15 protein-coding genes and 2 tRNA genes are annotated in these 19,101 nt (G+C 64.0%); 9 read left to right on the forward strand and 8 right to left on the reverse strand.

Going from position 1 to position 19,101, the window contains the following annotated elements; genetic code table 11:
- The first annotated feature begins 245 nt into the window (after window positions 1-245).
- The gene (locus BG60_RS25305) at window positions 246-992 is read left to right on the forward strand and encodes a Crp/Fnr family transcriptional regulator (protein ID WP_008349275.1); all 747 of its coding nucleotides are present in this window, start codon (window positions 246-248) and stop codon (window positions 990-992) included.
- Window positions 993-1,025: 33 nt separating this feature from the next.
- Window positions 1,026-2,447, forward strand: a complete 1,422-nt coding sequence (locus BG60_RS25310) for an undecaprenyl-phosphate glucose phosphotransferase (RefSeq protein WP_034473220.1) — start codon at window positions 1,026-1,028, stop codon at window positions 2,445-2,447.
- Window positions 2,448-2,516: 69 nt separating this feature from the next.
- On the opposite strand, the gene rpiA is transcribed toward BG60_RS25310, so the two are convergent.
- The 6 genes from rpiA to rnr all read right to left on the reverse strand — a co-directional run bounded on the left by rpiA (window position 2,517) and on the right by rnr (window position 8,729).
- Window positions 2,517-3,206, reverse strand: a complete 690-nt coding sequence (rpiA, locus tag BG60_RS25315; RefSeq protein ID WP_008349271.1) for a ribose-5-phosphate isomerase RpiA — start codon at window positions 3,204-3,206, stop codon at window positions 2,517-2,519.
- Window positions 3,207-3,272: 66 nt separating this feature from the next.
- Window positions 3,273-3,668 (reverse strand): SirB2 family protein, encoded by a 396-nt coding sequence (locus tag BG60_RS25320; RefSeq protein WP_008349269.1) that lies wholly within the window; start codon window positions 3,666-3,668, stop codon window positions 3,273-3,275.
- Window positions 3,665-4,501 (reverse strand): N-acetylmuramoyl-L-alanine amidase, encoded by an 837-nt coding sequence (locus tag BG60_RS25325; protein WP_034473221.1) that lies wholly within the window; start codon window positions 4,499-4,501, stop codon window positions 3,665-3,667. The genes BG60_RS25320 and BG60_RS25325 overlap by 4 nt, the downstream gene beginning before the upstream one ends.
- Complete coding sequence (locus BG60_RS37900; protein ID WP_081851883.1) at window positions 4,498-5,397, reverse strand: HNH endonuclease; 900 nt, start codon at window positions 5,395-5,397, stop codon at window positions 4,498-4,500. Before BG60_RS37900 ends, BG60_RS25325 begins: the two co-directional genes overlap by 4 nt.
- Before the next feature lie 22 nt (window positions 5,398-5,419).
- Window positions 5,420-6,163: a 23S rRNA (guanosine(2251)-2'-O)-methyltransferase RlmB gene (rlmB, locus tag BG60_RS25335; RefSeq protein ID WP_008349264.1), complete on the reverse strand. Its 744-nt coding sequence runs from the start codon at window positions 6,161-6,163 to the stop codon at window positions 5,420-5,422.
- Between the two features lie 103 nt (window positions 6,164-6,266).
- A complete protein-coding gene (rnr, locus tag BG60_RS25340) occupies window positions 6,267-8,729 on the reverse strand; it encodes a ribonuclease R (protein WP_008349262.1) in 2,463 nt (820 codons plus the stop codon).
- Between the two features lie 280 nt (window positions 8,730-9,009).
- On the opposite strand from rnr, the gene BG60_RS25345 reads away from it, so the two are divergent.
- Together BG60_RS25345 and BG60_RS25350 are read left to right on the forward strand one after the other, a co-directional pair.
- Window positions 9,010-9,096: transfer RNA gene (locus tag BG60_RS25345), tRNA-Leu, on the forward strand.
- A gap of 137 nt (window positions 9,097-9,233) precedes the next feature.
- Window positions 9,234-9,320 (forward strand) — tRNA-Leu (locus tag BG60_RS25350).
- A gap of 320 nt (window positions 9,321-9,640) precedes the next feature.
- Here BG60_RS25350 and BG60_RS38810 read toward each other — a convergent pair.
- Both BG60_RS38810 and BG60_RS25360 read right to left on the reverse strand, forming a co-directional pair.
- Window positions 9,641-9,898, reverse strand: a complete 258-nt coding sequence (locus tag BG60_RS38810) for a helix-turn-helix domain-containing protein (RefSeq protein ID WP_008349260.1) — start codon at window positions 9,896-9,898, stop codon at window positions 9,641-9,643.
- A 437-nt stretch (window positions 9,899-10,335) separates the two neighbouring features.
- A complete protein-coding gene (locus BG60_RS25360; protein ID WP_034473187.1) occupies window positions 10,336-10,764 on the reverse strand; it encodes a hypothetical protein in 429 nt (142 codons plus the stop codon).
- A gap of 356 nt (window positions 10,765-11,120) precedes the next feature.
- Between BG60_RS25360 and BG60_RS25365 the strand changes: the two genes are divergently transcribed.
- Genes BG60_RS25365 through BG60_RS25385 form a run of 5 tightly spaced genes read left to right on the forward strand, consistent with a single transcriptional unit; the run spans window position 11,121 to window position 19,094 of the window.
- Complete coding sequence (locus tag BG60_RS25365) at window positions 11,121-13,613, forward strand: acyl-CoA dehydrogenase (RefSeq protein ID WP_034473188.1); 2,493 nt, start codon at window positions 11,121-11,123, stop codon at window positions 13,611-13,613.
- Window positions 13,614-13,667: 54 nt separating this feature from the next.
- Window positions 13,668-15,095 (forward strand): 3-oxoacyl-ACP reductase, encoded by a 1,428-nt coding sequence (locus BG60_RS25370; protein ID WP_034473190.1) that lies wholly within the window; start codon window positions 13,668-13,670, stop codon window positions 15,093-15,095.
- 14 nt (window positions 15,096-15,109) lie between these two features.
- A complete protein-coding gene (locus BG60_RS25375) occupies window positions 15,110-16,015 on the forward strand; it encodes a MaoC/PaaZ C-terminal domain-containing protein (RefSeq protein WP_034473192.1) in 906 nt (301 codons plus the stop codon).
- A complete protein-coding gene (locus BG60_RS25380) occupies window positions 16,012-17,307 on the forward strand; it encodes an acetyl-CoA C-acetyltransferase (protein WP_241484885.1) in 1,296 nt (431 codons plus the stop codon). Before BG60_RS25375 ends, BG60_RS25380 begins: the two co-directional genes overlap by 4 nt.
- Before the next feature lie 44 nt (window positions 17,308-17,351).
- Window positions 17,352-19,094, forward strand: a complete 1,743-nt coding sequence (locus BG60_RS25385) for an AMP-binding protein (RefSeq protein ID WP_034473196.1) — start codon at window positions 17,352-17,354, stop codon at window positions 19,092-19,094.
- Window positions 19,095-19,101 lie beyond the last annotated feature (7 nt).

Genomic DNA, 19,101 nt, shown 5'->3' on the forward strand with positions numbered 1-19,101 from the left:
AAGTGCACGAGTTATGAGGCCCCGCCAGCATTGCGATTGCCCGCATTGGCACAGTCCTCGCTAATAGAAGCACGCAACCCAGACCAGTGCGATCAACCAAAAGCAATTCAAGTACGAAACGGGCGGCTACGGGGCTGATGTCATCCTTCCTCGAGGAACCGGCGCAAGCGGCAATCTTCGAAAACGGTCACATCAGTAAATAAAAATTGAAGCGCAACGCGCGAAAGTTACGAGAGAGAACAATCATGCTGACCCTCCAGTCCGACCTGCACGGCAATCATCTGCTTGGCGCGCTTCCTGCGCACGAATGGCAGGCGCTCACGCCGCATCTGGAACTCGTGCAATTGCGCACCGAGCAACTGCTGTGCGACTCCGGCCAACGGATTCACCACGTCTACTTCCCGACGACCGCGATCATCTCGCTGCTGCACACGATGGAAGACGGCGGTTCGGTCGAGATTGCCGCGGTGGGACGCGAAGGCATGACTGGCGTGCCGGTTCTGACCGGCGGCGAAACGATGCCGACCCGCGTGCAGGTGCAATGCCCGGGCTTCGCGTATCGCATGAGCGCGCAAGCGTTGCGCGAGCAGTTCGGCCGCTCGGACTTCCTGCGCCGCCTGATGCTGCTCTATATGCAGGCGCTGCTCACGCAGGTCGCGCAGACGGCGGCATGCAACCGGCATCACTCGCTGAACAAGCAACTTTGCCGCTGGCTGCTGATCGAAATCGATCGCACGGCGTCGAACGAATTGCAGGTCACGCAGCAACTGATCGCGGACATGCTGGGCGTGCGCCGCGAAGGCGTGACCGAAGCGGCGGGCAAGCTTCACGACGCGGGTCTCATTCATCACAGCCGCGGCTGCATCAAGGTCGTGGATCGCGAGGGTCTGGAAGCACGCGCATGCGAGTGCTACGGGCTCGTCAAGCGGGAGTTCGACCGACTACTTCCGCGTCTTCGTGCAACCGAGGCGATATCGGCCTCAAGTGTCTAACGGCTAGGATTAATGCAAGAAAAAAACCTCGATCTGTTCTCATGGCTGGCGCGTGTTCTGGATGTCTGTCTCATCATCGCGGGCGGATTGATCGCGCATGACGTACGCTTTTCGTCGCTGGATTTCGTCAGCGATATCGAAAGGCTTCTGATCGCGTTCAACTCCGCACTCGCCCTCCTGCTCTTCCCTGCTTTCGGCGTGTATGAAACCTGGCGCGGCAAGCCGTTCGCCATGATGCTGGCGCGCGTCACTTTGGCGTGGATGGCGGTCGTCGCGGGCGCCCTGCTGCTCGCCTTCACGCTACATCGCATGGATACGGTGTCGCGACTCTGGTTCGCGTATTCGACGCTCATTTCCGGCGCGCTCATCATCGCTTCGAAGCTGATCGTGTACTCGGCCTTGCGCCTGATGCGCGGCCGCGGCCTGAATCAGCGCACCGTGGCGATCGTCGGCGCGCAGGGTTTCTCGCGGACCTTGCTCGCGCACCTGTGCAGCACGCCCGAACAGGGCTTTACTCCGGTGTGCATTCTCGATACGACCGGCGACGAGGAACTGCACGCGAGCGGCATCAGCGGCATGCCCACGCCGACGACCGCGATCGGCATGGGCGGCAATCGTTTGCCGGTGCTGAACGATTTCGACGAACTCGTCGAAAAGGTGCGCGCCGAGGAAATCAACGAAGTGTGGCTCGCGCTGCCGCTGTCGCAGGAGCACACGATCTACCGCTTCGTGCATGCGCTGCGGCACGATTTCGTGAATCTGCGGCTGATTCCGGACACGCGCAGCATTTCGCTCTTCAATCATTCGATGACGGATGTCGCCGGGCTCGCGACCATCAACCTGACGACGTCTCCGATCAGCACGCTGCAGATGTGGCCGAAGATGCTCTTCGACCGCCTGTTCGCGGCGGCCGCGCTGCTCGCGCTCTCGCCGCTGATGATCGCGATCGCGATCGCCGTGAAGACGACCTCGAAGGGTCCGGTGTTCTTCACGCAGCATCGCAAGGGCGCGGACGGACGGCCGTTTCGCATCTACAAGTTCCGTTCGATGGGCGTGCATCGCGAGCACGGTCAAGTGACGCAGGCGACGCGCAACGATCCGCGCGTGACGAAGGTCGGCGCGTTCCTGCGGCGCACGAGCCTCGACGAGCTGCCGCAGTTCCTGAACGTGCTGTTCGGGCATATGTCGGTGGTCGGTCCGCGCCCGCACGCGATCGAGCACGACGATCTGTACAAGGATCTCGTCTACGGCTACATGTTCCGCTACCGCATCAAGCCCGGCATTACCGGCTGGGCGCAGGTGAACGGCTATCGCGGCGCGACGGAAAAGGTCGAGAAGATGCAAAGCCGCGTGAAGTTCGACCTCTTCTACATTCACAACTGGTCGTTCTGGTTCGACATCAAGATCGTCGCGATGACGATGTTCAAGGGATTCATCGGACGCAACGCGTATTGATCGGCGTAAAAACGCGAAAGGCCCGGCGATTTTCGGATCGCCGGGCCTTTCGCTTGGTGCGCGCGTGACTTACTTGTAGTCGATGCGCTCGACGCCGTTCTCCGTGCCGAGCAGACAGATATTCGCGCCGCGCGCCGCGAACAGACCGACCGTCACGACGCCCGGCCAGGCGTTGATCTGCGCTTCGAGCGCACGCGGATCGGTGATCGACAGGCCCTTCACGTCGAGGATTTCGTTGCCGTTGTCCGTGATGAACGGCGAGCCGTCCTTCGTCACGCGCACGATCGGCACGCCGCCGAGCGCCGCGAGCTTGCGGCCGATCGCCGTGCGCGCCATCGGCACGACTTCGACGGGCAGCGGGAACGTGCCCATCACCGGGACGCGCTTGCTCGCGTCGGCGATGCACACGAACACGTCCGCCACCGACGCGACGATTTTCTCGCGCGTGAGCGCGCCGCCGCCGCCCTTGATCATCGCGCCGCTCGCGTCGATTTCATCGGCGCCGTCGACGTAAATGGACAGCGTTTCGATGTCGTTCAGATCGAACACCTTGAAACCGTGCGATTCGAGCCGCGCCGTGGTCGCGAGCGAACTCGACACCGCGCCGCGATAACGCGCCTTGGACTTCGCGATGGCGTCGATGAAGCAGTTCGCCGTCGATCCGGTGCCGACGCCGATGATCGCGCCTTCCGGCACGTTCGCGTTCACGTAGTCGGCGGCGGCCTGACCGACCAGTTGCTTGAGTTCGTCTTGAGTCATGGGAGCGGTGCTGCTGTATCGGTGAAAACTGAGATTTTATCGGAGCGCGGGCGACGGCCTCGCGGATCATGCCAACGCGTGCAGGAAGCCGAGCGGATCGTGCGTGCGCGCCACCGACGCGATGAACGCGAACACGACGATCGCCAGCACGCCATAAACGGCGCGCGCGCCCTTCGTGCGGCCGCGCTTGAGCGCGAACGTGCCGAGCACGATATAGACGACGAGCCCCGCGATTTTCGCGCCGAGCCACGCAGCGTTCGCCGAAAAGCCGATGATCGCGACCAGCGCGATGGCGCTCGCGAGCAAAAGCGTATCGACGATATGCGGCAGGATTTTCGTCGCGCGCGCGGCGAGGAGGCGCGAATTCGTCAGCATCCAGATCCAGCGCAGCACGAATCCGGCGATGGAAAGGCCGGCGCATGTCATGTGGATCGCGCGCAGTGTCGGAAACCAGTCGTTCATTGTGGGAAGTATTTATCGAGCAGGGCCTGGGCGATCGCGTCGCTTTCTGCATCCGCGTTGCCCGCGTAATCCGACGGGCGAAAGTGCATCTGAAACGCGCTGAAGACGCGGCGGGTTTTGGCGTCGAGCACGCCGTCGGTCGCGACTTCGTAGCCGTAGCGCTTCAGCTTTTCCTGCAGCGCGCGCACGTCCGATGGCGCCTTCGGATCGCGGCCCGCGAGATGCGTGGCAACAGCCGCGTCGTCGGGCCATGCGCCCACGCCGGCGTCGTATAGCGCATGCCACGGGAAAAGCGGACCCGGATCGATCTTGCGTTGCGGCGCGATGTCGCTATGGCCGACGACGCGCGTCGGCGGGATGTGGTAGCGCGCGACGATATCGCGGGAGAGCTTGATGAGCGCATCGACTTGCGCGGGCGGATACGGCTGCCATTTTCCATCGCTCGACGGGCCGATCGGACCGAGATTCACGTTCTCGATGCCGATAGACGACGCGTTCAGCTCCGTCGCGCCCTGCCACGAGCTCACGCCGGCGTGCCAGGCGCGCTTGTCTTCCGGCACCAGTTGATAGACGACCGGCTCGCCTTTCTCGATGCGCGGGGCGTCGGGGACGACGTAGTGCACGCTGACTTCATCGCCGGTCAGGACGGCGAGCGATCCCGCTTCGTCGATCTCCGTGTAGTGCATCACGAGGAAACGGATGCGGGAATCGGCGTTCTTCGCGTGGTACTGCGTGTCGGCGATGTAGGTGGTGCGGTCTTGCATCGCGGTGCAGGCGGTGAGCAGGCATGCGGAGATTGCTGCGACCATGCCCAAAAACTTCGTGCTCGTCATGATCGCTTTTCCCATAGGGAGCGCACTAACATCCAGTGCGTGTGAAGCGCTTCGCTACTCGGCCGGTGTTTGGGATCCTTCGGCAGGCGAAGCACACGTCCCGCCAACCAGCCATACTCGCTATCCGCGAGTTCCGGTGCAACTGACACGGCATGAGTCGCGGGATGGATCGCGATCAGCGCACGGTCATAGAGCGTGTGCAGATCGGCGCGCAGCAGCAGCCCGTTTTCCACGACGTTCGTGTCTTCGCCCATATAGCGGCAGATGTGGGCGGCCTCGAGAACTTCCTCGACCGGACAGCCGCTCAGTACACAACGGCGTTCATATGCTTCAAGCAGTCTCCTACGGAACGCAGGTTGGCCCTGGCGCATGACAATGGCGGCGAACGTCTTCTTGCGCGCATCTTCGATGCTCGCGGGATCGAAAACACCGCTTGCTTCGAGTCGCGCTTCCGCTTCGGATTCGGCTTCCAGTTCGGCTTGAACCTGAGTTCGGTCCGCGCGTCGAAGCGTGAAACTCGCCGGCAACGCGCCCTCATGCGAGACGTAGTCGAACAAGCCTTCGAATTTGAACCCGGCGCCCGCGAACTCGTACTTTTTTGTGCGATAGAACAGCAGCAGTTCCAAATCGCGCGCTCGATGTTCAGCGATCAAAGCGTCGGTGCGCCCGGCGTTCTGTCCTTGCCAGTGCAAGATGTCGCCCTCGAGTGCATCGACATATTGAACTCGGTCCGGCGTTTTGGATCCCGTGACGAACAGCAGAACCGAATCGAAGCCTGCAGGACGAAATACGCCTGTGTTGATCGTCGCGTCCTGCGTATCGAGGATGCCCTTCAACTGCTCGCGGGTGTACACGCTTCCGACCGCGATCAGATCACTAAGTCGCTTCAAAGCCATGAATGACGTTGGACGCTGACCCTTACTTCTTCACCGCCCGCTGCCTCACCGCCTCAAACAAACAAACCCCCGACGCCACCGACACATTCAAACTCTCGACCGTCCCCGCCATCGGGATATTCATGATTTCGTCGCACGTCTCGCGGGTCAGGCGACGCATGCCCTCGCCCTCCGCACCGACGACGATCGCCACCGGACCATCCAGCTTGGTCTCGTAAAGCGATGCCGTCGCCTCGCCCGCCGTGCCGATCACCCAGACGCCCGCCTCCTTGAGTTCGCGCAGCGCGCGCGCCAGATTCGTCACGGTGATATACGGCACGCTCTCCGCCGCGCCGCTCGCCACCTTCGCCGCCGTCGCGTTCAGGCCCGCCGAGCGATCGCGCGGCGCGATCACCGCATGCGCGCCGGCCGCATCCGCGACGCGCAGACACGCGCCGAGATTATGCGGATCGGTGACGCCGTCGAGCACCAGCAGCAAAGGCGTGCCCGAAATGCCATCGAGCAGTTCGGCCAGATTCTGCGCGAGCGGCAGATCGTGCGCGCGCGCCACCACGCCCTGATGCTGGACGTTGCCCGACAGCCCCCAGAGACGCGCTTCATCGGCCGCGATCAGCCGCACGCCCGCTTCCTTCGCGGTCCGCAGAAAGTCCTGCATGCGCCGATCCTTGCGCGTGGGGTCGTACAGCACCTCCTCGATCGACGATGCATCCGCGCGCAAACGTGCGGTCACTGCGTGAAATCCGTATAGAACCTTGAGACGTGACATGACTGATTCGAACCTTCGGTGAAAACTTGAAAAGCACGACGCGGTCCGAAGCACGAAGCATCGGACCGCGCGTATTCGATGGCGGCTGTATTGACGCGCCGCCCTAACGTTTCTTGCGCGCCGGCCGTCCCTGCGATGCCGACTTCGACGCCGCTCCGCGCTTCTTCGCCGCGCCGCCGCGCGGACTCGCCGCAAGCGACGCGCCCTTCTTCGTGCCGCCGCGCGCGCGCGTGCTCGGGGCGTCGTCGTCGCCGAACGGACGGATACGCGGTCCCGCGCCGATGCCGGCAGCCGCTGCATCGCTCGCACCGGTCGACGGACGCGGCGACGGCGGCTTCACCGGCGTATCGCGAACCAGCCGGAAATCGATCTTGCGCGCATCGAGATCGACGCGGCTCACCTGCACGCGCACGCGATCGGACATCCGGTAGCGAATGCCCGTGCGCTCGCCGCGCAGTTCGTTCTTGATCTCGTCGTACTGGAAATAGTCCGAGCCGAGCTCGGTCACATGCACGAGTCCTTCGATGAAGAGCGAATCCAGTTGCACGAAAATGCCGAACGACGTCACGCCGTTCACCATGCCGCCGTATTCCTCGCCGAGCTTGTCGCGCATGAAGTAGCACTTGAGCCACGCTTCGACGTCGCGCGAGGCTTCGTCGGCGCGACGCTCGTTCGACGAGCAATGCAGCCCGAGCTCTTCCCAGATCGCGACGCTGTTGCGAGCGCGGCCACGCGCGGAGTCGTCGGCCTTCTGCAGTTCGCGCGCGGCTTTCGTGAGGCCCGTGCTCAGGAAAACATCGTGACCGACGTCCGGCAGATACTTCTTGCCCTGCAAGATCGCGTAGATCGCGCGATGCGTGAGCAAGTCGGGATAGCGCCTGATCGGACTCGTGAAGTGCGCGTACGCCTCATAAGCGAGGCCGAAATGGCCGATGTTGTCCGGGCTATAGACAGCCTGCTGCATCGAACGCAGCACCATCGATTGCAGCATCTGCGCGTCGGGCCGGTCGCGAATCTGGGCGATGAGGGCGGCGTAATCGCTCGCGTGCGGCTTGTCGCCGCCGGTGAGCGTCAAGCCGACGCCGCGCAGGAACGCGCGCAGGTTTTCGAGCTTCTCTTCCGTCGGCCCCGCGTGCACGCGATACAAACCGGGATGCTTGTTGCGCTTCAGAAAGTCGGCCGCGCAGACGTTCGCGGCCAGCATGCATTCCTCGATCAGCCGATGCGCGTCGTTGCGATGACGCGGCACGATCTGCTCGATCTTGCCCTGCGAGTTCACGACGATATACGTCTCGGTCGTATCGAAGTCGATGGCGCCGCGCTTCTGGCGCGCGGCATGCAGCGACTTGTAGACGCCGTAGAGGTTCTGCAGCTGCGGCAGGATATCGGCGCGCTTCGCCGCTTCCGGACCCTTCGTGTTGGTGAGCACGGCCGCGACTTCGGTGTATGTCAGGCGCGCCGCCGAGTGCATCACGCCGGGATAAAACTGATACGCCTTGATCTCGCCGCGCGCGGTAATGACCATGTCGCACACGAGCACGCAGCGATCGACATCGGGGTTTAGCGAGCACAGGCCGTTCGACAGCTTCTCCGGCAGCATCGGAATCACGCGGCGCGGGAAATACACCGACGTGCTGCGATCGAGCGCATCGATATCGAGCGCTTCGTTCGGACGCACGTAATGCGATACGTCCGCGATCGCGACCAGCAGACGAAAACCCTGACCACGTCCCACGGCGACCGGCTCGCAATACACGGCGTCGTCGAAATCGCGCGCATCTTCGCCGTCGATGGTGACGAGCGGCACGTCGCGCAGATCGACGCGATGACGGATATCCGCCGCGCGCACTTCGTCGGGCAGCTTGGCGGCGGCGGCGAGCGCGGCGTCGCTGAATTCGTGCGGCACGCCGTACTTGCGCACCGCGATTTCGATTTCCATGCCGGGATCGTCGATATCGCCGATCACTTCGACCACGCGTCCGAGCGGCTGCGAATGGCGGCTCGGGAAATCCGTCAGATCGACGGACACGACCTGCCCGACCTTCGCCTTCTTCGGATTTTGCGTGATGAGGATGTCATGCCCGATGCGCTTGTCTTCGGGCACGAGAATCAGCGCGCCGTTCTCGTTGACGAGGCGCCCGATGACGCGCTTGTTGGCGCGATCCGTGACCTCGACGATGTGCCCTTCCGGCCGTCCGCGCCGGTCATAGCCGACGATGCGCGCGAGCACGCGATCGTTGTGCATGACCTTCTGCATTTCGCCATTGGGGAGGAAGAGATCGTCCTGGCCGTCATCGCGGATCAGAAAGCCGAAGCCGTCGCGATGCCCCTGCACGCGCCCCGCAACAAAATTCGACGGATGCGTGAGTTGATAGTGGCCGCGCTTGTCGAGGCGGATTTGCCCGTCGCGTTCCATGGCCGCCAGTCGCTTGAAAAATCCTTCGCGCTCCTGGCGCTTGATCGACAACGCTTCGGCGATGTCGTTCGCGGCATGCGGTGTCTCGCTCGTGCGCAGCACGCCGAGAATTTCTTCGCGGCTCGGAATCGGATACGGATATTTGCTCAAGGGCGTAGTCGTGTTTTTTCTCGTTGGACGGGACTTTTGCGGTGCTTTGCAACCAATAATGCGGTCATCGTTGCGGGTCATTCTAACACCCGTCTTTTAAGCGCCACGGGCGCGAGACGCCGACGCGGCGCGCTTCGCGGCTCGTTACAGGCATCGCATCGAAACGCTTGACAGATGCGTCAGGCTCGCTATAATTGCGTTCTCTGCTGCTGAACACTCAGTCGAACGATCAGTCGAACGATCAGTAAAGCGCAGCAGATTTGAAGTAACACGCACCCTTGCCCAGGTGGCGGAATTGGTAGACGCACTAGGTTCAGGTCCTAGCGGTGGCAACACCGTGGAGGTTCGAGTCCTCTCTTGGGCACCAGATGTTTGAAAAAGCCACCTTCGGGTGGCTTTTTCTTTTTATGCGGAGACCGTGTTTTTGTCGTAGACGAGTCGTATGACTTTTCGATTGACACGGCGCCCGTTCCCGCTAGAATAGCGGGCTTGCTGTACCCCTTGGCCCAGGTGGCGGAATTGGTAGACGCACTAGGTTCAGGTCCTAGCGGTGGCAACACCGTGGAGGTTCGAGTCCTCTCCTGGGCACCAAGGTCCCTCTTTCGCGAGACGCTCGTTCGAGCGCATCGCACGCAAAAACCCCGCGCATCGTCGCGGGGTTTTTTGTTTTCCGCCTTCGCTTTCGGTTCGCAATTCCGTTTCCCATTCGGTCCCCGGATGTCGAATTGAAATCGAAACGAATCTGCGTTCGCCGATTCACCTTCGTGCGGACGCGGCCGCGCGCCAGTCCCCGCGGCGCTGGTTTTCTTCAGCCGCAAGTGCAGCAGCATCGATGCCCCGCTCCGCGCGCAAGCCGACGCGACGGACAACTGCGTTTCTCCGCCACCCGGCTCGCGTCCGACGCGCCTCGCTTATCGCGCTTCGTCGCCCCGAAAGGCAAGCATCCGCAGCAGCGAATTCGTGTTCTGCGGGCGCAATGCGACGAGGCCGTGCAGTTCCCTCCGATAGCGATAAGCCGTCGTCACCGACAAGTTGACCTCGCGCGAAACCTCGACGACCGGCGCGCCATCGTGCAGCAATGCCAGCGCCTGGAATTTCCTCTTGAAGTCGACGCGTCCTCGGACGCCGCCGCCCGGCGACGCCTCGACGACCCGAAACTCCTTGCGCAATTTCCTGGGCGCCGAGCAGTCCAGCGATATGGACCGATAGCTATAGCCGTCCGTGCCGTTGCTGAAGAGATAGAGCTTGCTGTCGAAAACGTAGCTCCGATCGATCGGCGCGGTCTCTCTGTACAGCGAGTTTATTTTTAGCTCGACTCGGTAAACACATTTATTTAGGAACACTTACTCTCCTGTTGCCGATTGTTAACGGCAGGTGATTGCTGCCTACAGGAGACGACTGTAGTTTGCGATCGTCGTGCGCGGGTCTGCAAACCCGATCACGGCATTCCTACGCGTCCTGGCTTCGCCTGAGCGGAGTCAGGACCGATACTCGCTCGCACCCCTCGACCAGGGCAATCGCGGTGCGAGTTCTCGATATTTTTAGCTCGTTTCACCGCCATCCCCACCAGATGTTTCCGAATTGGCGCTGCCGACGTTCCCACGAGCTAGGCATCTCCGTTTCCCTCGAACGGCAGCGGGGGAATCAGTTGCAATCGGCTACCGCAATCGATGACGCCGACGGCAAAATGCCAGACAACGAGCAATAGATTCATCATCGCTTCGGACAGGCCGAGTTCGCACCTGATAGCCTGAATCGGCACGTCCCGCTGCAGAAAAACGAAGGCCAGATACGTGGCAAGCAGTGTCGGCTCACCTCGACTATTCCGATAAACGCCATCTCCCTTTCGCATGGTCGACTTCCGCACGTTATTGAGCAGTTCCAGATCCAGCGGCACACGCAGATAACTGACCTCTCCACTGCAACGGGCCAGCAAATACAGCACATCCCCCGTAAGCAGCATCCAGTCAGAAACACCGATGTCATCAGGAACGGCGCCCATGCTTAGCCTGACTAAGTGATCTCTCGTCTCCATTTCCAAATATGCTCCTATGGCCACCGTACGCGTGGCAGGTGGTCACACTAGAAGCCCTCCGATGTGACCTGCTGTGGCGCATCCCGCGAAGAACGACCCACAGCCCCTTTGACGCCCCGCGTACTGCGGGGTGTCAAGAATCCAATCGCTTTAATTTTGTTTAGTAAATCGAACTAAGCATTCGATTTTGTCGGTGCTAATGCGAAACAAAAGCATAACGCCCGAATCTCGAATCCTTGAAGTGGACACATCCTAAAGAATGAGACTTCCGAATTAGAGTTCTAATCGGTCGTTATGCTCTTGTTTATTCTGTGGCATGGTGTGTGCTCCGAGTGTTCAAATACCGGAGATTCGTGATGCCTGCCCTGTATGTCATCGCTTTCCTCCTGCTCGCCGGCACGCTCGCCTTCCTGCAGGCGCCGGCGCTCGCATGGCTCACCGGGTTCGCGGTCTGGGTCGCCGCCGGCGCGCTGACCGGTTTGACGGGCCCGCTCGGCGCGACGCTGCTCGCGATCGTCTTCGTGCTTCCGGCGCTCGCGCTCACGCTGACACCCATGCGTCGCGCGCTCGTCAGCCGCCGTGTAATCGCCGTGTTTCGCAAGATCCTGCCGGAGATGTCGTCGACGGAGCGTGACGCCATCGAAGCCGGCACGGTCTGGTGGGACGCCGAGCTTTTCTCGGGCCGCCCGCGATGGGACCGCCTGCTCGTACACGGCACGCCGAAGCTCACGCAGGAAGAGCAAAGCTTCATCGACAACGAATGCGCGCGTCTGTGCGACCTGTCGAACGACTGGGATACGACCGCCATCTGGCAAGACTTGTCGCCAGAAGCGTGGGCTTACCTCAAGGAACACGGCTTTCTGGGCATGATCATTCCGAAGCGCTATGGCGGAAAGGCTTTCTCCGCGTACGCGCACTCGCAGGTCATCATGAAGCTCGCGACGCATTCGTCGGCGGCGGCCGTATCGGTGATGGTGCCCAATTCGCTCGGTCCCGCCGAGCTGCTTCTGCACTACGGCACCGAGGAACAAAAAGATCACTATCTGCCGCGGCTCGCGCGCGGCGATGAAATTCCGTGCTTCGCGCTGACCAGCCCATACGCCGGATCGGATGCCGCGGCGATCCCGGATATCGGCATCGTGTGTCGCGGCGTGCATGAGGGCCGCGAGACGCTCGGATTTCGCGTCACGTGGGAAAAGCGCTACATCACGCTCGGTCCGATCGCGACCGTGCTCGGCCTCGCCTTTCGCGCGCTCGATCCCGATCACCTGCTCGGCGACGACGACGCGCCCGGCATCACCTGCGCGCTCATTCCGACGAACCATCCCGGCGTGAACATCGGACGGCGGCACTGGCCGCTCAACGCCGTGTTCCAGAACGGCCCGAACTGGGGTAAGGACGTGTTCATCCCGATGGACTGGGTCATCGGCGGACGCGCGCAAGTGGGTAACGGCTGGCGCATGCTGATGGAATGCCTCGCCGCCGGCCGCGCGATCTCGCTGCCTTCGTCGAACGTCGGCATGGCGAAGCTCGCGGTGCGCGGCACCGGCGCGTATGCCGCCGCGCGCCGTCAGTTCCGCACGCCGATCGGCCGCTTCGAAGGCATACAGGAAGCGCTCGGGCGCATGGGCGGCAATCTCTATGTGATGGACGCGGCGCGGCGTCTTTCCGCGCAGGCCGTCGATCTCGGCGAGAAGCCGTCCGTCATCTCGGCGATCGCGAAGTATCACATCACCGAACGCGCGCGCAAGGTCATCAACGACGGCATGGATGTCGTCGCGGGCAAGGGCATCTGCATGGGACCGTCGAATTTTCTGGCGCGGGCGTATCAGCAGATGCCGATCTCGATCACCGTCGAAGGCGCGAATATCCTGACGCGCTGTCTCATCATCTTCGGACAGGGCGCGATCCGGTGTCACCCCTACGTGCTGAAGGAAATGGCAGCGACGCGCGACAACGATCTGCGCGCGTTCGACGCCGCGTTCTTCGGACATGCGGCGTTTCTGGCATCGAACGCGATGCGCGCCTTCGTGTACGCATGCGGCGGCGGCGTGTTCGTCGCGAAGCCCGCGCGCGCCGATGCGCGTCTCGTGCCGTACTATCGTGCGGCCACGCGTCTGTCGAGCGCGTTCGCGTTGTTCGCCGATGTGTCGATGCTCACGCTCGGCGGCGAGCTGAAACGCCGCGAACGTCTTTCGGCGCGTCTCGGCGACATCCTCTCGCAGTTGTATCTGCTCTCCGCGACGCTCAAGCGTTTCGAGGACGATGGCCGCCCTGAAAGCGATCTGCCGCTCGTGCGCTGGGGCGCCGAAGACGCGCTTTATCAGGCGCGCGCCGCGTTCGAGGGCTTGCTCGCGAACTATCCGAACCGCGCGGCGGCGGCGTTTCTGCGCATCGTCGCGTTCCCGTTCGGCTTGCCGCACGCCCCTAGCGTCGATGCGCTCGGCAACGACGTCGCGATGCTGATGCAAGCACCCGGCGACGCGCGCGAGCGCCTCGTCGCAGGCTCGCACGTTTCGGCGCTCGAAGACGATCCGATCGCGCGCGGCGAAAAGCTGCTCGCGCTCACGCCTGCCGTCGCGGCGCTAGAGGCGCGTCTGCGGGACGCCGTCAAGGCGGGCGCCGCCGCCCCGCTGCCGCAAAGCCCGCCCGACATCGAAGCCTGGTCGCAGACGGCGGCGGCGCGCGGTCTCATCGACGAAAACGAACGCGCGCTGCTCGCCGAATGGGCCGCTCATGCGAAGGAAGCGGTGAAAGTCGATGATTTTTCCGCAGACTTCGGTATCCTCGAAGCATTGCAAAAGCGCAGCGCGGCGCTCGAGCGGCACTTGCCCGAAGCCATTGCCTGAAGCATTCAGGACCAAAGGCACCGCCCCGCGCGCCCGACGACCGATCGACAATCGATGAAAGACCGCTATCTCGACTTCGTCAATTCGCCCTTCGGCACGAGCATTGCACGCTCGCTCGGCCTTCCGCGTCCCGAGGTTTTGCGCCGCCATCGCGCGGATCAGGCCGAATTCGGCGGCATGGCCGCCATCGGCGCGGGGCCGTCGCCCGCGCTCTTCGACGATCTGATGGCCGTGCTGTCGGCGATCGGCATGACGGGCATCGCGCACGAAAGCGCGTCCGGCTGGCTGCCGGTCGCCGCGCGGCACGGCGCGATGAGCGGCCGCTTCGAGCCGCGCTCGCGCGACGCTTCCGCGACCGACCGCGTCGAGGCGCTGATTTTCGATGCGACCGGCATCGGCGAAAGCGCGCAACTCCATTCGCTCTACGCGTTCTTCCACGATGCGCTGCGTTCGCTCGCGAAGAACGGGCGCATCGTCGTGCTCGGGCGTCCGCCCGCCACGCGCTCGAGCGTCCGCGCCGCGACCGCGCAGCATGCGCTCGAAGGCATGGTCCGCTCGCTCGGCAAGGAAGCGCGCAACGGCATTACGTCGAATCTGCTGCGCGCAGCCGATGGCGCGGATGTCGAGTCGGCGCTGCGCTTTTTCCTTTCGCCACGCTCGGCCTATGTCTCGGGCCAAGTCGTGACCATCGATGCGCCCGCCGACGCGCCGCCAAGCTGGGCCAAGCCGCTCGCCGGCAAACGCGCGCTCGTGACGGGCGCGGCGCGCGGCATCGGCGCGTCGATCGCGGCGGTGCTGGCCGAGCACGGCGCGATCGTCACCGGGCTCGATATCGACGCCGCCCGCGATGCGCTCGATCAGACCATGCTCGCGATCGAAGACGCGTCGCCGTCATCGGGCGCGCACGCGGCGCTCGTCGCGGATATCGCCGCGCCCGAAACGCCCGCCGAAATCGCGGCGGCGCTGGCTGCGTCGGGCGGCATCGATATCGTCGTGCATAACGCGGGCATCACGCGCGACAAGACCATCGCGCGCATGACCGCCGACATGTGGGACAGCGTCATCGACATCAATCTGCTCGCGCAGGAACGCATCGACGACGTGCTGCTCGCGCAGAACGTGTTGCGCGCGGGCGGGCGCATCGTCGCGGTGTCGTCGATCAGCGGCATCGCGGGCAATCGCGGGCAGACCAATTACGCGACGTCGAAAGCCGGCGTGATCGGCCGCGTGCACGCGATGGCGCCGTTGCTGCGCGAGCGCGGCATCACGATCAACGCGGTCGCGCCGGGCTTCATCGAAACGCATATGACCGCGCGTATGCCCTTCGGCGTGCGCGAGGCCGGCAGACGCCTCAATTCGATGGGACAAGGCGGCTTGCCCGTCGATGTCGCCGAGACCGTCGCGTGGCTCGCGAGTCCGGGCAGCGCGGGCATCACGGGCAACGTGGTGCGCGTGTGCGGCCAGAGCCTGATCGGCGCGTGAGGAGGCAGAACGCGATGCACGCACCGACCATGCCGCGCGCCCGCACCGTCGTCGTCGAAACGCTGCCGCCGCCCGCGAAGCTCTACGGCCGCGCGCTGCCCGCGCTTTTCCGGCGCGCGCGTGCGCCGGAGCTGCCCGCGTTGCGGCTCGTGCGCCCGAATGTGAGGATCGACGCCGAACAGGTCGGCCGATACGCGCGCGTGTGCGGCTTCATTCCCGAGCACGGCGTGCCGCTCACGTTTCCGCACGTTCTCGCTTTTCCCTTGCATCTGATGATGCTCACCGATCCGTCGTTTCCATGGTCCGCGCTCGGCGTCGTGCATCTGTCGAACAGCGTGCGGCTGCGGCGTCCGCTCGCGGCCGGTCAGGCGTTGCGCATCGAAGTGGAATGCGGGCCGCTCGTGCCGCATCACAAGGGCCAGGCGTTCACGCTGCATACGCGCATCTATCGGCGCGGCGAGGCGGTGTGGGACGGCGACAGCGTGTATCTGAAGCGCGGCGCGCGCAGCGAGCGCGCGGCGCCGTCGATCGAGATCGCCGATGCCGCCGACGTACGCGTGCCGCTGCTCGCGCGCGAAGCGCGCTGGCAGCTTCCGCCGCAACTCGGACGCGACTACGCGAAGGCGTCGGGCGACTTCAATCCGATCCATCTGCACATGCTGAGCGCGAAAGCGTTCGGTTTTCCACGCGCCATCGCGCATGGCATGTGGACGCTCGCGCGCACGCTCGCCGCGTTGCATCCGGTCAAGGCGCTGGCTTCCGGTTACGCGCACGGCGATTTCAAGACGCCGCTATACATTCCCGGCGATGCGACGCTGTGGACCGCCGCGCCCTCGCCCGTCGCGCGCGATTTCGAAGTGCGCGATCTCGCCGGCGACCGGCCGCATCTGCGTGGCCATTTCGAATGGGAGCTGCCATGAGCGAAGCGCGTCGTGTCGCGGTAATCGGCAGCAATCGCATTCCGTTCGCGCGCTCGAACACGGCGTACGCGAGCGCGTCGAATCAGGACATGCTGAGCTTCACGCTGCAAGGACTCGTCGATCGCTTCGACCTGCACGGCATGCGCCTCGGCGAAGTGGCGGCGGGCGCGGTCGTCAAGCATTCGCGCGATTTCAATCTGACGCGCGAAGCCGCATTGTCGACGACGCTCGCGAAGGAAACGCCCGCCTACGACGTGCAGCAAGCCTGCGGCACCGGCCTTGAAACGGCGATTCTGGTCGCGAACAAGATCGCGCTCGGACAGATCGACGTGGGCATCGCGGGCGGCGTCGATACGGCGTCGGACGCGCCCATCGCGGTGAACGAGCGCATGCGCAGAATCCTGCTCGAAGCGAATCGCTCGCGCTCGGCGGGACAGCGCGTGGGCGCGCTCGCTAAACTGCGGCCCGGCATGTTCTTCAGGCCGCTCCTGCCGCGCAATGCGGAACCGCGCACGGGCCTTTCGATGGGCGAGCACTGCGAACTGATGGCCAAGCGCTGGAAGATTTCGCGCGAGGCGCAGGATGCGCTCGCGCAGGAGAGTCATCGCAAGCTCGCGGCGGCGTACGGGCGCGGCTTTTTCAACGATCTGATGACGCCGTACAAAGGCCTCGCGCGCGACAGCACGCTGCGGCCCGACGTATCGCTCGATCAGTTGTCGGCGCTCAAGCCCGTCTTCGATCGCGACGCGGGCACGCTCACCGCGGGCAACTCGACGCCGCTCACCGACGGCGCATCGGCGGTGCTGCTCGCGTCCGAGCAATGGGCCGCCGAGCGTGGCTTGCCGGTGCAGGCGTTCTTGACGTTTTCCGCGACCGCCGCCGTCGATTTCTTCGACAAGCGCGAAGGCCTCCTGATGGCGCCCGTCTACGCGGTCCCGCCGATGCTCGCGCGCGCCGGAATCGCATTGCAGGACTTCGATTTCTACGAGATCCACGAAGCATTCGCGGCGCAGGTGCTGTGCACGCTCGCCGCGTGGGAAGACGACGAATACTGCCGCACCGCGCTCGGACTCGACGCGCCGCCCGGTTCGATCGACCGCGCGCGTCTGAACGTGAACGGCAGCTCGCTCGCGACGGGGCATCCGTTCGCGGCGACGGGCGGGCGCATTATCGGTACGCTGGCGAAGATGCTCGCGAACGCGCCCGCGCGCAGCGACGGCAAGCCGTTGCGCGGACTGATCTCGATCTGCGCGGCGGGCGGACAAGGCGTCGTCGCGATACTGGAGCGGTAGCCGGAAATATCGGCCAAAAAAATACAAGCCGACGGAGACACCACATGAGCCCGGGACAGGCAGCGCCGCGCGGGACTTCCGAGCCGCACGCGACGGACGGCATCTGGTATGCGTCGTATCCGCCGGATGTCGCGCATGAGATCGATCCTTCGCGCTATCGCTCGCTCGCGCATTTCTTCGACGAATGCGTCGCGCGTTTTGCCGATCATGTCGCGTTCGTGAGCCTCGGCTCGGAACTGAAGTTCGCGACGCTCGGCGAGAAGGCGCATGCGTTCGCGGGGTATCTGCAGGGCATCGGCGTGAAGCCCGGCGATCGCGTCGCGCTGATGATGCCGAACACGCTCGTCTATCCGGTGACGCTCTTCGGCACGCTGCTCGCGGGCGCGATCGTCGTCAACGTGAATCCGCTCTATACGGTGCGCGAGCTCGGCCTTCAGTTGAAGGACAGCGGCGCGCAGACGATCGTCGTATTCGAGAACTTCGCCAAGACCGTGCAGGACGCGCGGCCGGGATCGCGCGTAAGGAACATCGTCGTGACCGGGCTCGGCGATCTGCTCGGCGGCGGTCTCAACGTGAAAGGCCGCGCGATCGATCTGATCCTGCGCTATGTGAAAAAGCAGGTGCCCGCCTACGCGCTGCCCGATGCCGTGCGCCTGCCGCAAGCGCTCGCGCTCGGCGCGCGGCGCAAGTTCGAACCGGTGCGCGTCGGTCACGGCGATATCGCGTTCATTCAGTACACCGGCGGCACCACAGGCATCGCCAAAGGCGCGATGCTCATGCATCGCAACGTGATCGCCAATCTGATGCAGGCGCTTGCATGGGCGGGCGCGCGGCTCGTCGAGGGCGAAGAGACCGTCGTCACGCCGTTGCCGCTGTATCACATCTATTCGCTCACGGTGAATGCGCTCGCGTTTCTTGCGATCGGCGCGCGCAACGTGCTGATCGTCAATCCGCGCGATATCGGCAGCCTCGTGCGCGCGCTGCGTCACGAGAATTTCACGGCGATCACCGCGCTCAACACGCTTTACAGCGCGCTGATGGACAACGAAGCCTTCCGTCAGCGCGACTTCTCGTCGCTCAAGCTCGCGATGGCGGGCGGCATGGCGACCCAGCGGGTGATCGCCGAGCGCTTCAGGGCGCTGACGGGCACAACGCTCGTCGAAGGTTACGGCCTGACCGAGTGTTCGCCGCTCGTCGCCGCGACGCCGCTCGATACGCACGGCGACAGCGCTTTCGATGGAACCATCGGCGTGCCGGTGCCGTCCACGCTCGTGCGCCTGCGCCGCGAAGATGGCGCGTGGGCGAACGTCGGCGAACCGGGCGAGCTTTGCGTCCAGGGTCCGCAAGTGATGAAGGGCTACTGGAACCGTCCGGAAGACACGGCGAAAGCCATCGACGCGAACGGCTGGCTCGCGACCGGGGACATCGGCGTGATGGATGCGCGCGGCATCATCCGGCTCATCGACCGCAAGAAGGACATGATGATCGTCTCGGGCTTCAACGTGTATCCGAACGAAATCGAGGACGTGCTCGCGGCGCATCCGAAAGTGCGCGCGGTCGCGGCCGTCGGCGTGCCCGATCCGGTGACGGGCGAGCGCGTGAAGGCATTCGTCGTGCGTCGCGACGACACGCTCACGGTGGAAGAACTGCTGAAGTTCGCGCGTTTACACCTGACCGGCTACAAGGTGCCTGCTTATGTCGAGTTCCGCGACGCGCTGCCGCTCACGCCGATCGGCAAGGTGCTCAGGCGCGAACTGCGCGACGCCGGATCCACATCGCAGGGCTAGCCCTCAC

Origin of the sequence: Caballeronia zhejiangensis (genome assembly GCF_000698575.1) — a bacterium.
GTDB classification, from domain to species: Bacteria; Pseudomonadota; Gammaproteobacteria; order Burkholderiales; family Burkholderiaceae; genus Caballeronia; species Caballeronia zhejiangensis.

Bases quoted from the DNA above. Each gene is read 5' to 3' on its own strand.
- BG60_RS25360 (WP_034473187.1), bottom strand. From the start codon at position 10,764: ATGGAGACGAGAGATCACTTAGTCAGGCTAAGCATGGGCGCCGTTCCT.
- BG60_RS37900 (WP_081851883.1), bottom strand. From the start codon at position 5,397: ATGGCTTTGAAGCGACTTAGTGATCTGATCGCGGTCGGAAGCGTGTAC.
- BG60_RS25370 (WP_034473190.1), top strand. From the start codon at position 13,668: ATGAAAGACCGCTATCTCGACTTCGTCAATTCGCCCTTCGGCACGAGC.
- BG60_RS25375 (WP_034473192.1), top strand. From the start codon at position 15,110: ATGCACGCACCGACCATGCCGCGCGCCCGCACCGTCGTCGTCGAAACG.
- BG60_RS25320 (WP_008349269.1), bottom strand. From the start codon at position 3,668: ATGAACGACTGGTTTCCGACACTGCGCGCGATCCACATGACATGCGCC.
- rpiA (WP_008349271.1), bottom strand. From the start codon at position 3,206: ATGACTCAAGACGAACTCAAGCAACTGGTCGGTCAGGCCGCCGCCGAC.
- BG60_RS25385 (WP_034473196.1), top strand. From the start codon at position 17,352: ATGAGCCCGGGACAGGCAGCGCCGCGCGGGACTTCCGAGCCGCACGCG.
- BG60_RS25380 (WP_241484885.1), top strand. From the start codon at position 16,012: ATGAGCGAAGCGCGTCGTGTCGCGGTAATCGGCAGCAATCGCATTCCG.
- BG60_RS25325 (WP_034473221.1), bottom strand. From the start codon at position 4,501: ATGACGAGCACGAAGTTTTTGGGCATGGTCGCAGCAATCTCCGCATGC.
- BG60_RS25305 (WP_008349275.1), top strand. From the start codon at position 246: ATGCTGACCCTCCAGTCCGACCTGCACGGCAATCATCTGCTTGGCGCG.
- rlmB (WP_008349264.1), bottom strand. From the start codon at position 6,163: ATGTCACGTCTCAAGGTTCTATACGGATTTCACGCAGTGACCGCACGT.
- BG60_RS25365 (WP_034473188.1), top strand. From the start codon at position 11,121: ATGCCTGCCCTGTATGTCATCGCTTTCCTCCTGCTCGCCGGCACGCTC.